The sequence below is a fragment of the Butyrivibrio sp. MB2005 genome, assembly GCF_000424285.1.
Taxonomy (GTDB): domain Bacteria; phylum Bacillota; class Clostridia; order Lachnospirales; family Lachnospiraceae; genus Butyrivibrio.
In genome coordinates, this window is the sequence record NZ_KE384157.1 from 284982 (window position 1) to 299869 (window position 14888).

A 14888-nucleotide genomic window follows, 5' to 3' on the forward strand; every position below is an offset into this window, starting at 1 on the left:
CTCCTCTCAATGAAAAATAATCATAGAATTCTGTTTTTCCTCAGAAAAACAAAAGCCTATATATAATTTTACATCACATTAGTTCGTTTTAAAACGGAATTTAGATAATGTTAATATTTACATTGCATTTTCCTATCTCTTCATCTATCCGCTTTTTGATTTTTGTTGATATATCTCTTATTTCTTTATAGGTCATATCGGGATGAAACTGTAATGAAATATCGATATTTTTATAACTGCCGTTGACCCTGCTCTTTATATCTCCCAAAAGCTCATAGGAATCATAGAACTCATTGAGAACTTTTATTATTAAAAGCTGGCTTTCTTCATCCAGAGTAAGGTCTATAAGTTCTTGCACAGCGCTGCTCAGGTGATGCCCGATTTCAATAGAAAAAGGAACTATCAGTATGATACATACAATGGGTGAAAAATAAACTATCCACTTGGTATTATGGAAAATTATTCCGATAATGAGCGTAAAGATTGTGATAAAGTCAAATACGAATTCTTTTTTGGCACTAAGGAAAGCAGTATGAACTATACGGCTGTGGTCCTTTTCCGTTAACAGCTTTTCTCTATACAAAATAAAAAGGTCTATGAGAAGTCCGACGGCACTGATAATAAGAGCCAGCTCAAGATTCCTCTCCCCTCCGGGATAGATCAGTTTGCGAACAGCAAATAAAAGCACACATCCAAGACCTGCAAGATCAAAGATTTCACAGGTCTGGGCAGTTATCGCCTCGATTTTCCCTATTCCGTAATTGAACATGAATTTTAGATTTTTCATCAGCTTCGCTGAAATGATCAGCAGAAGAATTCCCGGAGCTACAATGCTTACATTTTCAATAAACTCCATCCAGACAATCATGGAATTACTGGCTATAGCTGCGAGAAATGATGTAATAACTCCGGGGATGCGCCACAGAACAAGAAGTAGTGCCAACTTATGCTGCCTTAAAAATACGTCTTTACTCATCTTCCCCTCCCAGGTGAATTCACAGTGCAAGATCAAAGTCATCATATTTAGCCGCCAGCTCCTTAATATGTGCTGCGGTATGTTCTATTCTGATGGCTGTAAGCTCCTTTTTATTAGAAATGCCGGCTACAATCTGTCCAAGAAATCGAATATATCCAAGAAGCTTTATCTTATCAAAGATCACGGAAAGCTTATCATCACTTACGCCTTCAAAATAATATCTTATGGTATGCTCCCAGATATGATCTGCCGTATCCTGTGTTATGCCAAGGAATTCCTCTGAATTGCCGGGCTCATCTTCCGCATAGGCACAATAACATACGAAAAGTCCCTGAAGGTCAAATATCGCCTGCCCTGTTGAGAGGGTATCCATATCGATAAGCATTGGTTCATCATCTGAGATCATCACATTTTTCATGTGATAATCACCATGAATAACGTGCATATCATCAGGCATCTCTTCTATCATGGCGCGGCACTTATCGGCAGTTTCCTTATCAAGATGTTCTTCTATCTGGTCCATATAGCGAAGGAATGTGTTTTTGGCAAGCGGCAAGATCCCGGGCTCCATCAGGGTTCCATGTACTACCTTTGCCAGCTCTGCCAGCTTTTTTTCTATCTCATCAAGCCTCTGTGGTTCTTCAATGATAATGTCGTTGAAGCTTTTTGATTTTAAAAGTTCAAAGACTGAACCGTAGCGTCCGTCTTCCGACTTAACTATGTCAAAGGAAATGGCTGTGGGAATACCCTTTACGAAAGCCATCTTTGCCATCTTCTTTTCATTTTCAATCATGGGAATAGCATCAGGAGAATCATACATTTTGACAATTGTATCCTGATCAATACGATAGACGGTGCCATAGAAGCCCTTGCCGATCTGCTCACAGCCGTCTAATGAAATTACTCTGTATTTTTTCTTAATATCTATAATCTCAGTAAAACCTGTAGTCTCAAAAATGCTGTAGACATCAGGTGAAACCTCAATGATAGTCAGCTCATCATCAATTAACTTGCGGATTTTCATAAGGACGCGAAGTCCCGCACTGGATATGTACTCCAGATCTGATGCATCAAAAACAGTCCTCCTGCCTCCACTGTTTTTAAGGAGTGGGATAAGCTTCTCCTCCCACTCGTGAGCATTACCTGAATCAATCCTGCCTTCGAGTTTTAAAACCAGTCTGTCAGTAGCCATAAGCTTTACCTCCATTCCCAGCCTTCATCTTCTACCTGCTTTTTAACAAAAAGAACATGTCTGTCATAACTTGCGTATCGCTCATCGCCTCTATGATCAGGGAGTAATTCTTCACCATAGAGTCTTCTTAAATCCTGTCCAAGAAACTTGGTATATTTTGTACTTCCATAATAATTCAAATGAGAGCTTCCGTCAGAAAAATCCGAGCCACCTTCATAGTCAATTCCGAAATCCTCCGGATGCTTGAATGTGTAATCGTAATAAACGTGACTTACGCCCTTTGCCTGAAGTTCAAGAACGTATTTTTCAAGCCAGTTATATCTGAGATCCTCTTCGTTCTCCATAACTTCATTGCCGTCATTTATGGCATAGGGAATACTTGTTATATAGAGCTGTATGCCCTTTCCCCCGGTGTATTCGATTATCTTATTCAGGTATTCCACGGATTTATCAGATGGTGCCTTCACTTCATCAAGTCGCAAAACAGGACTTTGGAAGGACTGATTGTGGAATCTTGGGCTATATCCCTTGAAGGCCTCATAATCGAACTCAAAGGCTTCCTTTACATCCTCTGCTTTTAGCTGCGAGTATCTGTCATGATATCCGAAATACGCAGGGAAATATTTATCAATAAGTTCAAGATTACCATCAAGCGCCACATTCATCATCCTGAGCTTGTTCATGGAAAACTTCATGCCATAAAGGGTGTCATCCATGAAGTAATACTTATCTTCATAATCATCCTGATAAATTGCAGGAGTGAAAAAATCAAGGACTATTACCTTGGGGTTTTGATTTTTGCAAAACTCCTTTATGTAATAATATGAGCACCACAGGGGCTGTTCAGCTGATGAATAGTCATAGGCCGTTATGCCGTAATCATTGAACAGACATGCTGTATTGATTCCGCAGTGAACATGGCTTGAACCTATCATGGCAACATCAATTGTATCCTCAGGCTGATGATACAATGCGCTTCCCTGAATGATACCTGCCTCCGAACGCTCCTTTAATATAGTATCGGACACAGATATGGCAGTTATTATAACTATTATACTAATAATTGTAGCAATAAATGATCTCATTTTTATCCTTTTTTGCCGTTTTTGATTGTTTTTTCATTATTGCAGCCGGTCAGCTGCACGTCTGGATCAGAACTGCATATATACGAAGCTTCTTATCTCTTCGCCGGATCCGTATTTTCCAAAAATAAGTATCACGATGATAAATACAGTAAAGAACACTGCTCTTTTTATAAGGCCAAAGTCAAGACGGATCACTTCAGGCGGGATGGTGTCTTTCCTGTAAGCGATCACATCCATAACAATAAGTGCCATCATGCAGATAGCAAGAAGCCACCACTCAAAGCTTCCCATTCCAAGAAGAAGCTCTTCTTTAAATTTCAGCCCTTCTGTCAGCGCTGCAGGATTGGCAAAGGGAAGCATTCCCTTTACAAATGCCGTTGCATTCTCCATGCTGCTTGCACGGAAGAAAATCCATGCAAAGGACACCAGAAGGAAATTCACAATTCTTCCGCTCATACCTTTTACAAGGAATGCGGCAGATGATTTTCTAAGGTAACCTGCAAGAACATTGAACACGCCGTGAAGAAGTCCCCAGATTATAAAGGTCACTCCCACACCATGCCAGATACCGCTTACGAAGAATACCATCATGACATTGAATATCTTACGAACAGCACCTTTCCTGTTTCCTCCAAGAGTAATATACACATAGTCCTTAAGGAAATTGCTGAGAGAAATATGCCAGCTTCTCCAGAACTCTACGATATTCTCTGTAAGGTAAGGGGTCTTGAAATTCTGTGTGATATCTATACCAAACATTACTGAGATACCCATCATTATGTTGGTGTATCCTGCAAAGTCACAGTAAATCTGCATGGTATAGAGAATTGAAGTAAAAATCAGCGTCACAGCACCGTAGCTTGCAGGGTCCTCGAAGACGATATCCACAACGCCGCCGATTCTGTCTGCAAGAACCATTTTCATGAAAAGTCCCCAGGTAAGATATGTAAGAGCTTTCAGTGCTCTTTCCTTATCAAATATCTTTGCCTTTTCGCAGTTATCTATCTGCTCACTAAAGGGCTGCTCTCTTTCTATAGGGCCGCTTATCCACTTAGGGAACCATGCCATGTAAAGAGCAAACGTAAATGGATTCTTCTGAGCTTTTCTCTTACCCATAGTGATGTCTGCGAGATAGCTGATAGCCTGGAAGGTATAAAAAGAGAGACCTATAGGCGCTGCATATTTAAAGATACCTGAGAGCTTTTCTGAGTGGAATAATTCCCCAAGAAAAGGGAAATATTTCCATCCAAAAAGCACCAGAGCAAGAGCAGCAACTCCCATGCCTCCGATGATCTTAAGTGCTTTATTTTTGTCCGCATCCGAAATAAGAAGCCCCATAATCCAGGTAAATGCCGTCATAGCAAGAAGCACGAACAGGCAAAAGCCATGTCCCTGCCAGTAAATGAACAGAACGCTTCCTGCCAGCAGCAGATAGCTGCGAAGCTTTTTCGGACAGATATGAAAAATCACAAATAATATAAAGATAAAAGCCAGTGTTGAAAACTGAAAATGCATTTTTCCTCCGGTAGTGTTTTAATCTGCAAGAGGTGCAACCTTTTTGCCGTACACCTTTTTAAAAAATACAGTAGAAAGCCCAAGGGATGCAATCTCTGCGATGGGGAATGCCCACCATACAGCGTTAACATTGCCTGTAAGTGAAAGAAGCCATGCCACGGGAATAAGCACCACCAACTGACGTCCCACTGAGACGATCAATGAATAAATACTTTCTGAAAAAGCCTGGAATACTGAACCAAGGGCGATACAAATGCCTGCAAGAGGGAAGCTAAGGCTTATTATCCTAAGGGCCGGAACACCGATTACATCCATTTCTGCTGAAGCGTTGAACAGTGCCAGGAGAACCTTTGGAAAAATTTGGAAGCTAAGTGTACCTACTAACATTATTCCAAGGGCAAGAGTGATTGCAAACCTGAGAGCCTCTTCAATTCTCTTTTTGTAGCCTGCGCCATAGTTATAGGCAAGAACAGGAATAAGCCCGTTGTTCAGACCAAATATCGGCATGAAGAAAAAGCTCTGAAGCTTAAAGTACACGCCAAATACAGCCGCTGCCGTGGTGGAGAATCCTATGAGTATCAGGTTCATTGCATAGGTCATGATAGAACCGATGGACATCATAAGAATTGAAGGAACACCTACAAAATATATCTCTTTAACAATGTCAGCTTTGGGTGAGAAAATGAGCTTTGGCTTGATGCTAATATCAGGATTCTTTTTGAGGTTACAGAAAAGTCCCACAGATGCCGCAACGATCTGTCCCATAACTGTGGCAACTGCCGCACCTGCAACTCCCATTCTGGGGAATCCGAAAAGTCCAAAGATCATGATAGGATCAAAGATAATATTGATAACTGCGCCTGTCATCTGAGATGCCATACTGAAAACGGTGCGTCCCGTTGACTGAAGCATTCTCTCAAAGGTCATCTGGAAGAAAATACCTGCGGAGCAGAGGCAGATGATCCTAAGGTACTGAACTGCATACTCGATGATAAGCGGATCGTTTGTCTGAGTACGGATAAAGGGTTCAACGAAAAATACACCAATAATAAAGAACACGAGATAGTTCATTAATGTAAGAAGTATAGTTGTGTTTGCCGCTGCGTCAGATCTGTCGAATTTCTTTTCTCCAAGGGATCTCGAAAGCAGTGCATTCATACCTACGCCTGTACCTGAACCAAGAGCAATCATGAAGTTCTGGAGCGGAAACGCAAGAGTTACCGCAGTAAGAGCCGCCTCATCAATTCTTGCAACAAAGATGCTGTCCACAACATTGTAAAGAGCCTGCACCAGCATGGATGCCATCATAGGCAGGGACATAGTGATTATAAGTTTCTTAATGGGAAGGACACCCATCTTGTTTTCTGTAGCTGACATTATTACCTCGTCTTTCATGAAATGTATGTTTATAACGAATGGCTTAGCATAAAATGATTGAGCCGAATTAAGATTTTATATTAAATATTGTACCATGTAAACCTTAATATCTGTATGTATGAAAACATGACCACGTAAAAACGGGGCCGCGCCTGGCAGCCCCGTTTTAATTAGTTCATAGCTAATATGTAAGTTTATTTAACTATCATACCTGTCTCTCTGTCTGCGAAGACGCCGACCATGATGAGGAATACAATACCCATAATCCCCTGGTGGCTAAAAGCCTTTTAGTAATTCTCTCTTGTCTCTTCCCCTAAAATACTGCCCTTCATTTCTTCAAATTTCTTATCAAGCTCCTCTAAAAGAGCATAGTCTTCGTCGGAATATTCTTTGTATTCATCAAGATAAAACATCGAACGACGCTCGTCATCCGGTGATGTTTTCTTAAAACAAATGGCATACTGCCATGGCGAATAGTCAGTAATAAAATTGTCGCTGTCACTTCGCTGTTCCAAAGAAACAACATCCTTTTCCCTGATAAATTCATCAAAGGCTATCAGCTTATCAACAAGAACGGCATAGGTGGTAACGGTCATAGGTTCCCCTGCAGCCTCACAGTTAAAACTCTGTATAACCCACCTATCGTCAATTTCCCTTACAGTGTCGTAAGAGCCCCCGCCGATCATAGTGCTGGATCCCGCTCTGTGATCATAGTATTCAAGCTCTATGTTCTGAAGTCGTTCATCTTTAACCTTTGCTTCATCTTCAGAAGGCTTTTGCAGACCGCATCCAAAGAGCGATGCCAGAAATACCATTAGTCCCATAGCTAAAGCTATTCCTTTCACATTTCGTTTCATCACGTTTACCCCCGCAAATACCGGTCAACTCTATAAAAAAAATGTCGAACATTATAAATATAAAAACAATTATCAATTTACTAAATCACGCAACAATTATAACAGAAAAAAGAACCCCAAAGTAGCATTTCTTAACTACCTTGGGGTAATCTGATTTATTTTAGTTTCCTAAGATCTTCACTATTACTAATCTATGCCTCAGTGAACAATTACCGCGGTTCCAACACTTGCCATATCGTAAAGTGCAACTGCTGCATCATGAGGAAGATTCACACATCCGTGGGACCCGTTTGTCTGATAGATATCTCCACCAAAGCTGCTGCGCCATGTGGCATCATGAAGACCTATGCTTCCATTAAAGGGCATCCACCTGTCTACCCATACATGCCATGTGGGACCTGTGAGATATTTTCCCGGAACCTCTGCGGTAATCGCATAATTGCCTGCAGGTGTTCCGCGGCCAAGACTGGTATTTCCTGTAACGCAGGGAGACGAAAGAACTACCTGTCCATTTACAAAATAATTTACCATCTGGGCTGCAAGATCAACATCTATATACGTTGCACCGCTCTGGGGCTGAGACTGCGGTTGCTGCACCGGCACACCTTTTGAAATCTGTCCCTGACAGCTTGCTATCTCTTCCTGCTGATTCTGGAATCTTCCTTCCTTAACTCCGAAATTCTGATAATGATTGTAGAGGACTGCTGGATCACTACCCAGCGCCTGGACCACATCCGGATATTTTCTTGCATAGTAATCAGCATCAAAGCCATCCGCTTTTACTGATATAAGACTAAAACAGAGCGTTAATACAAAACATGGAATAAAGACAAAGAATAGTTTCTTCATATCCAGAATCCCCCTTCGTGTAACCACAATTATATCATCAGCTCGTATATGAAAAGACTATTTTACGATATTTTTACAAATGTTTTATTTTTCCATAATGATTGAAAAATTAATATTCTCTAAAATCGATATGGTCATACCTTGCGAAAACAGTGGATATGATATAATTATTGTGATTAACTGTGAGGAAGGGTTGGAAGTAGCATGTTTACCTACATCAAACCGGAATTCATGATACATACCTTTACGCAGCAGCGGGACAATGTACTGAATGAACGCAGTCTTTGTGTTGCCCGCTTAGGTGACTATGCCATTCAGATGGCAAAAGTCGACGATTCTACATTTTCGTTAAGCCTTGAGAATGCTTCTGAAGGCGCAACCTACGCAGGAAAAGTCATAAATATAAATAACACAAACGAAGCGTCCATAGCTCTTATCGTTGATGATCTGTTCAGACGGATGCAGACCATCAATGAAAAAGAGATTTTTGATATGCGTGAAAATATCTGGAAGTGGTATGCCCTCAGCTGGCTTGAAGAACAGGATATATCCCTTGAGGATTATCTGGACAGCAGAATGGGCCATTCCTATGAGGAGATGCCTCACTGGAAAAGCTTTGAAGAGTATATGGCGGAGGACTATCTGAGCATCGCATCCACCATGAACATTATAAACAAGTATGCTCAGACTCCTGAAGAAAGCGAGAAGTATCGCACCTTTGCAGCCAAAGATATAGTCGAGGTGCGCCAGCGCCATTCTCTGGATATCATCCAGAAGGAATTCGCAGCAAAGGCAGATGGCTATGAGAAAAAGAAGACTTACGGTTTTGGTATAGAAATTGTTGCAGATTCCAGAAATGAAGCAAGGGAAAAGCTTGAGGCATTACTTAAGGATACTCCTGTTGGAGAATTTATCATAAGAGGTTAAAAGTACCCTGTTTTATGCCGAAAAACATTTATATAAGTTTTTCGCAAGTTAAACTTCAAGGGGGATTTAGATATGAACAGACCTTTAGTCAGCATAAATTCGATGATCAAATATGCCATAGCTGCATTCTTTTTATCCATGATCATTTTTTTATTCCCAATTAGCGCAAAGGCTACAACCTTAGAGCCTGTAGATGGAAATGACAATTCAGTTCAGGTCACGGTAGGTACGGACGCAGACGGTAATACCACTGTTTCTTACAACAATCATGTTTTTACAAGAAAATATAATGGTTGGTATGTTCCCGCAGCATATATTTACGATGGAACAGACCTTGCTGTTTATCTTGATGCCAAGGTTGCTTTTACAAGACGAACAAGCACAAGGCATGACGGCTTTTTATTCGTAAAAATGTCAGGGGGCTGGTACCGTCATGAGCTTCATATAAACGACGGCCGTGCTCTTGCAGATGTATTCAACGAGGCGGCAGGTATCACCAGTACTTATAATCCCTACGGTAATCCTGTTCTCTACGATCTGCCTATTCCCAGTGGTCAGCCAGAAGCCACTCCTTAAGATAATGTTTTGAGACTATATAAAAGGCTCCCCTATTCACTATTGAATAAGGGAGTCTTAATTATTTGTTATAGATTTCCAGCTTCTTAAATTCATCCAAGGCAACAGGCATTGCGTAATAATAGCCCTGATAATCATCCACAGGATAATCAAGGATGCGCTCTGCTGTGTCCTCGTTACCGATACCCGTCGCGCACACACTCATATTCATGTTGACCGCAAAACCGGTGATTGCTTCAGCCATGTGTCTGCTAAGAGGGTTCTTGGTAATATTCTCTGTGATCTCCTGCCCCAACTTAATGATATTAAGAGGCAGAGACGTTGCAAGATCCAGTGTCGTAAAGTCGCTTACATCAAGAGCTATTCTGATTCCGCAGGACTTAAGGAAAATGACCTGGCTCTTTAAATAGTCAAAGTTAATATCCCTTGTCACATTTGAAAGCTCAATACACAGAGCTGTTCCGGGGAATCTGTTGCTCCTTAGAAGCTCTACTATGGTAGTTCTGAAATCGCTTCGCTCTAGCTGCATATAGGCTAGATTAATGCTGAGATAAAAATCCGGATGATCCTTTAATATCTCAAGTCCGTCCTTCATGGCTCTGTCGAGAACCCATGTGCCAAGAGCATAGAAGGATTCATCCTGCTCAAGCCATGGGATGAATTCACTTGGAGAAACATCGCCGTAGGGCTGCATGTTCCATCTAAGGAGAACCTCAGCTCCCGTAAGCCTTCCATCCTTTTTGGCAATTATAGGCTGATAGTTCAGATAAAAGCCCTTGCAGTGATCAAGAACCGACTCTCTAACAGCTGCCACAAGTTCAATGGTGCTCTTATTGTTATCAAGCTCGTTATTATGGAAAATGATCAGATTTCCATGTTTTCTTCTCTTGGAATAATCAAGGGCGTACTTGGCACTTGTGTAAACCGCGTGTACATCAACTCCCGGTTCATCAGCCACAATAACGCCGCCTCCAAGCTCAGCAGATACGCTGCTGGTTCCTACCTTGATGCTCTGCCTTACATACTGGCGCATTCTCTGATAGAGAAGCTTTATCTCTTCAAGAGTCATCTTGGTGGTACATACTCCGAGAATAGTACCGTCTCCTCTGTAAACATGCCCCTTTTCTCCAACCTCGGACTGGAGATATTCAGCCATGGATTTCAGCATTCTGTTTCCGAACATGTAGCCGTAAAGCCTGTTAATATCACCAAAATCAATTACATTTACAACAAGCAGAATGTATTTTTCCTGGAGAGTCTCAAGCCTGTGCATGTAGTTCAGCATCTCGTAGTGATTGGACAATCCGCTGATAGGATCTGTGGTATCAACGATACCTTTATTTATTAGTGAGCAGGCATAGAAGGCTGCTTTACCCGAATAATCCTTGATAACAACACCCTTGCAGGAGCAGGCAACATATTCGCCGTTCTTATTGCGGGCACGATATTCGAAGCTGGGGTTAACCCTGTTTCCTGAAAAAGCCACCGCCAGATGTTCTCTGTAGGTCTCCCTGTCCTCGGGATGAACGTGCACTTCCCAGACCTGATCTGCCTTGTACACAAACTCCCCGGGTAATCCGAAATACTTTACGGCATTCTCAGACCACCTGGCCATGTTTTTCTCAATATCATACACATAAGAATATCTGCTCTTAGATGTAACCGCAAAAGTGTCATAGATTTTGCTTATAGTATCATAAGGCCCCTGTTTTTCCGCCATAAAGACGCATCCTCCACAAACGATGATAAACGTAAATAATTATGTTATACTGATAAAAATTATAGTTTTTTCTTCAGACTCTATCAACTGTTTTTGCATTTTGATATCCGCATTGCAGATGATGAGCCGAATTAAAAAAACAAAACGGATTTTGGGAGGTTATAATGGCAAAAATTTCTAACGAAGCACAGAATCAGGCTTCTATTCTCGCAAAAGGAGATCTTCAATACAAAGAATACGGAAGGCTTCTGTTTTTCGGAATTCCGTGGCCCTTCAAGCACTATGAGCTTTACAACAATGAGCTGACTATAGTTTCTGGATTCCTTAGCATCACTGAGGATGACTGCTTCATGTACAGAATAAGCGACGTGGAATTAAAAAGATCTTTTCTTCAGAGGTTATTTGGTCTTTCAACCATAACCTGCTTCACTTCTGATGTTACCGACAAGACCATTGTAATGAAAAATATAAAGCACGGCCGCGAGATAAAGGATTTCATCAATCAGGAATCTGAGCGTGCCCGCCTTCGCAGACGTACCGTTAATATGCAGGATATCGGCTTTGCTGCAGAGGACGGATCACTTGATACAGACGATCTTAACGACTGATGGAACGACAGAACTTAATGTAGTAGCTTAACCATTTGGGTTCTTTACTAAAACTAAAAATCCCGCAGGTACTATGCAGAACACATTGATTTGTGTTACTTAGTATCTGCGGGATATTTTTAATCTTATTTCGCGAACGAAATCTTTTTTATTTTAGGATGCGTGATGCTTTTTCTTTACTTCGTACATTCTTGAATCACTTTCTGACAGGCACCTTTCCACATCGGATTCCTTGGTAAGAACTGACTGATACCAGCCAATTGATACCTCCAGATCGAACTTTACGGATTCATCCTTACTTTTTTCTTCGATATGCTTCTCCAGTTTAGCTGCCATCTTCTTGGGCTTCATCTCAGAGTATGGATAAACAAGAAGGAATTCGTCTCCGCCCATTCTGGAACAATGACCATTCTCCGGGCAATATTTCTTGATGACATCTGCGATCATGATAATGGCTTCGTCGCCGGTTTCATGACCATAAGCATCATTTATCTTCTTTAGTCCGTCCAAATCAATAGTCATAAATACCAGCTCCTGGCCGGTCTTTATCCACTCATCGATGTTTTTATTCATCCACACATCAAAGCTTCGTCTGTTGCTCATATCAGTCATGAAGTCAGTCATACTCTTCTGCTGTGTCTGGGCAAGGAGACACCTTAGCTCTGATGCAATATAGAGCTTATTGAATGCAAGTGACAGCTTCAATATCCAGTCAAAATAATACTGATCTACTGTATCACTGAGGCTTTCAAATTCCGATACAACAAAACCAAAGCATCTGGTGCTGTCATGGAGCAGTGAAAAATACAGCGTTCTTGGCTTGTCATCATCGAAGGCTTCAAAGGTTAAGAGGTTATTTTTATTAAATACCTTGGTGTTAAAGTTTATTCTCTTTCCGTCTCTGTAGCCAAAGACAGGCTCAACCTCATCTGTGATATCTTCTTCAAATATGCGTCCATTGTTGGCATTCTTATGTCCTGAGAGGCATATAAAAAGGGATTTATGATCTACCACAAGATTGATGTGTTTTTGTATGGTATCAAGAAGCTCCTCAATAGAGTTGCTGCTATCTAGATCTATCTGCAGCATGGTCTGGTTATGAGGCTGTCCCAAAAGGTGACTTACTCTCTCATAGTATTGATTGAGCTGCTGCTGATGGGTTTCAATTACTTCTTCACCATTGCATCCGCAGCTCTCTCTGTACATGATCTTGGCAGGAACAGAATTAGGTGTCTTAACATAGACCTTCCTGATAAGCTTGTCGGCAAGATCAATGGTACACTCTGCCATTCCTTCAATATCAACGCTGACTGTTGTCAGGGTAGGATGATATTCAATAGCCTCAGAAATATCATCAACACCTGTAACCTTCAGGTCTTCGGGTATGCGAAGGCCATGGTCAATAGCAACTGTACAAAGTGCTCTTGCCATGTAATCGTTAGCACATATTACTGCATCGGGAATGTGTTCGGGATCTGAAAAGAAGTACTGGAATGCTTCTTCGCCCTTGAAACGCCACATATCTGCATGGAAAATAGAATTCTCGTAGATGGGAAGTCCCTTTTCCTTCATTGCAAGCTTATATTTTTCAAGTCTCTCATTACTGTCGTAATGGGCAGGGTAACCCGCCATGAACATGATATTTTTGCAATTATGACAATCAGCAAGATGATTGACCACATTTACTATGGCATCATTTGCATTACTTAAGATGCTGAGAAAATCTTTATATTTTTCTCTGAAGCTGATAACGGGGCAGGTGGCTCTGCTTCGTATCTCATCCTCAAGCATCTGTCTGATCTCCGGTCTGTCGAAGGTATCATAAGCAATAATCACCGCATCGAGACTCTCGATGGGCGCGAATTTAATAACCTTCTCATTCATCTTATTGAAATCACTCTCATCATCAATGACCTCAAATGCAATGAAAAAGAGAAGATTATAATCCTTTTTTCTCGCCGTATTGGCAAGTGCCCGGCAAAATCTCTTCTGAAATCTTACCTCGGAACAGTTAAAAAATACGCCAATGTTCTTTTTCCCATTTAAAAGAATATTGTCCATGGCATTCACCTCTATGATAAATACTGTTCGTAGATTGCGACCTGATCATAGATACATCTCCAGGAGCTCCAGGCATTAGCTGAAACACAGATATAGTGTCCGCCTGAATTGGAGATTGAATAGCTGGCTGCGCAGCAACCTGACTGGTTAACGAAACCGGTCTTGGCGCAGAGCACTTCTCCGTTGGTCTCCTTATCCTCGATTCTTCTAAGGAACCAGTTGGAGATGGTAATTCCTTCCGGATGCTGCTCTGTAGCTGTGGTTGTATATGTGTGTGCAGAGAGTATCTCTCTTGCAAGATCGTTCTCAACTGCTGCCTTAAGGATCATAGCCATATCCGTAAGGGTGCAATAGTGATTCTCGTCATAGATCCCGACACAGTTGGTAAAGTGTGCTGTGTCTGCAAGCCCAAGCTCAGCAAGCTTATCGTTCATCATATCTACAAAAGCTTCATGCGAGCCTGCAACATAGGTTGCCAGTGCAATTCCCGCATCAGCTCCGGATGGAAGTATTGTTCCGTACATAAGATCTCTTACGGTAACCACTTCATCCACATCAAAGCCCACGATACTGCAATCATTTGAAAAAGAATAATCAGTGATATCCCTTGTGATAGTAAAGGTATCATCAAGATCTGTCACATGCTCTGCTGCCACAAGAATGGTCATGATCTTTGTCATTGAAGCAGGCGAAATTGTGGCATCCGCTGCCTTTTTTGCAATGACCTCTCCCTTGTCCACATCAATAAGAATCGCATTCTCACTGATAACATCTTCACTTACAATATTTGAAACAGAACCGCTGGTCGTAACTTCATAGCCCTTGCAGAAGCTTGCAACCTCCGGAGAAAGCTCCGGCTCCTCTTCCTGTTGCGCTTCCGGTTCCTCATCCTCTGCAACCTGTTCCTTTACCGGTTCCTCCGGAGAAAGGTCCACTTCCGGTATCTCTTCCTTGATGGAAACCACCTCAGGACCTTCACTTGTTTTTTTACTGATAAGCTTGTAGGCCACAACGCCCACTGTAACCACAAACAGAACTGCCAGTATTCCAAAAAGAACAAATAACCCCTTATTTTTCTTTTTACGCGGCTTTCTCCTTATATAGTAGCTGCTGTCTAAATTTCTATATCCATTCTTACCCAAAAT

Annotated in this window: 13 protein-coding genes; 3 read left to right on the forward strand and 10 right to left on the reverse strand. The window is 41.5% G+C overall.

The window, feature by feature from the left end:
- Positions 1 to 100: 100 nt before the first annotated feature.
- From G610_RS0116265 to G610_RS0116295, 7 genes are all read right to left on the reverse strand, one after another.
- Positions 101 to 976: a cation transporter gene (locus G610_RS0116265; protein ID WP_026495113.1), complete on the reverse strand. Its 876-nt coding sequence runs from the start codon at positions 974 to 976 to the stop codon at positions 101 to 103.
- 19 nt (positions 977 to 995) lie between these two features.
- A complete protein-coding gene (locus G610_RS22435; RefSeq protein WP_196809860.1) occupies positions 996 to 2168 on the reverse strand; it encodes an anti-sigma factor antagonist in 1173 nt (390 codons plus the stop codon).
- A gap of 5 nt (positions 2169 to 2173) precedes the next feature.
- Entirely contained in the window at positions 2174 to 3253 is a 1080-nt protein-coding gene (locus G610_RS0116275; RefSeq protein WP_026525612.1) for a hypothetical protein, read from the reverse strand.
- Positions 3254 to 3319: 66 nt separating this feature from the next.
- Complete coding sequence (locus tag G610_RS0116280; protein ID WP_026525613.1) at positions 3320 to 4768, reverse strand: MBOAT family O-acyltransferase; 1449 nt, start codon at positions 4766 to 4768, stop codon at positions 3320 to 3322.
- Between the two features lie 18 nt (positions 4769 to 4786).
- Positions 4787 to 6145 (reverse strand): MATE family efflux transporter, encoded by a 1359-nt coding sequence (locus tag G610_RS0116285; protein WP_242829670.1) that lies wholly within the window; start codon positions 6143 to 6145, stop codon positions 4787 to 4789.
- 287 nt (positions 6146 to 6432) lie between these two features.
- The gene (locus G610_RS0116290) at positions 6433 to 7002 is read right to left on the reverse strand and encodes a hypothetical protein (RefSeq protein ID WP_026525615.1); all 570 of its coding nucleotides are present in this window, start codon (positions 7000 to 7002) and stop codon (positions 6433 to 6435) included.
- A gap of 198 nt (positions 7003 to 7200) precedes the next feature.
- Entirely contained in the window at positions 7201 to 7851 is a 651-nt protein-coding gene (locus G610_RS0116295; RefSeq protein ID WP_026525616.1) for a L,D-transpeptidase, read from the reverse strand.
- Positions 7852 to 8055: 204 nt separating this feature from the next.
- Here G610_RS0116295 and G610_RS0116300 point away from each other — a divergent pair, with 204 nt between their 5' ends.
- Positions 8056 to 8778 (forward strand): hypothetical protein, encoded by a 723-nt coding sequence (locus G610_RS0116300; RefSeq protein ID WP_026525617.1) that lies wholly within the window; start codon positions 8056 to 8058, stop codon positions 8776 to 8778.
- A gap of 72 nt (positions 8779 to 8850) precedes the next feature.
- Positions 8851 to 9354, forward strand: a complete 504-nt coding sequence (locus G610_RS0116305; protein ID WP_026525618.1) for a hypothetical protein — start codon at positions 8851 to 8853, stop codon at positions 9352 to 9354.
- Positions 9355 to 9415: 61 nt separating this feature from the next.
- Here the strand turns inward: G610_RS0116305 and G610_RS0116310 are convergent, their stop codons facing one another.
- A complete protein-coding gene (locus G610_RS0116310) occupies positions 9416 to 11074 on the reverse strand; it encodes a sensor domain-containing phosphodiesterase (protein ID WP_026525619.1) in 1659 nt (552 codons plus the stop codon).
- A gap of 164 nt (positions 11075 to 11238) precedes the next feature.
- Here G610_RS0116310 and G610_RS21380 point away from each other — a divergent pair, with 164 nt between their 5' ends.
- The gene (locus tag G610_RS21380) at positions 11239 to 11682 is read left to right on the forward strand and encodes a PH domain-containing protein (RefSeq protein ID WP_035797782.1); all 444 of its coding nucleotides are present in this window, start codon (positions 11239 to 11241) and stop codon (positions 11680 to 11682) included.
- Between the two features lie 153 nt (positions 11683 to 11835).
- On the opposite strand, the gene G610_RS0116320 is transcribed toward G610_RS21380, so the two are convergent.
- Together G610_RS0116320 and G610_RS0116325 are read right to left on the reverse strand one after the other, a co-directional pair.
- Positions 11836 to 13743: a substrate-binding and GGDEF domain-containing protein gene (locus tag G610_RS0116320; RefSeq protein WP_026525620.1), complete on the reverse strand. Its 1908-nt coding sequence runs from the start codon at positions 13741 to 13743 to the stop codon at positions 11836 to 11838.
- Positions 13744 to 13754: 11 nt separating this feature from the next.
- A complete protein-coding gene (locus G610_RS0116325; RefSeq protein WP_155831053.1) occupies positions 13755 to 14885 on the reverse strand; it encodes a D-alanyl-D-alanine carboxypeptidase family protein in 1131 nt (376 codons plus the stop codon).
- Positions 14886 to 14888: the final 3 nt, after the last annotated feature.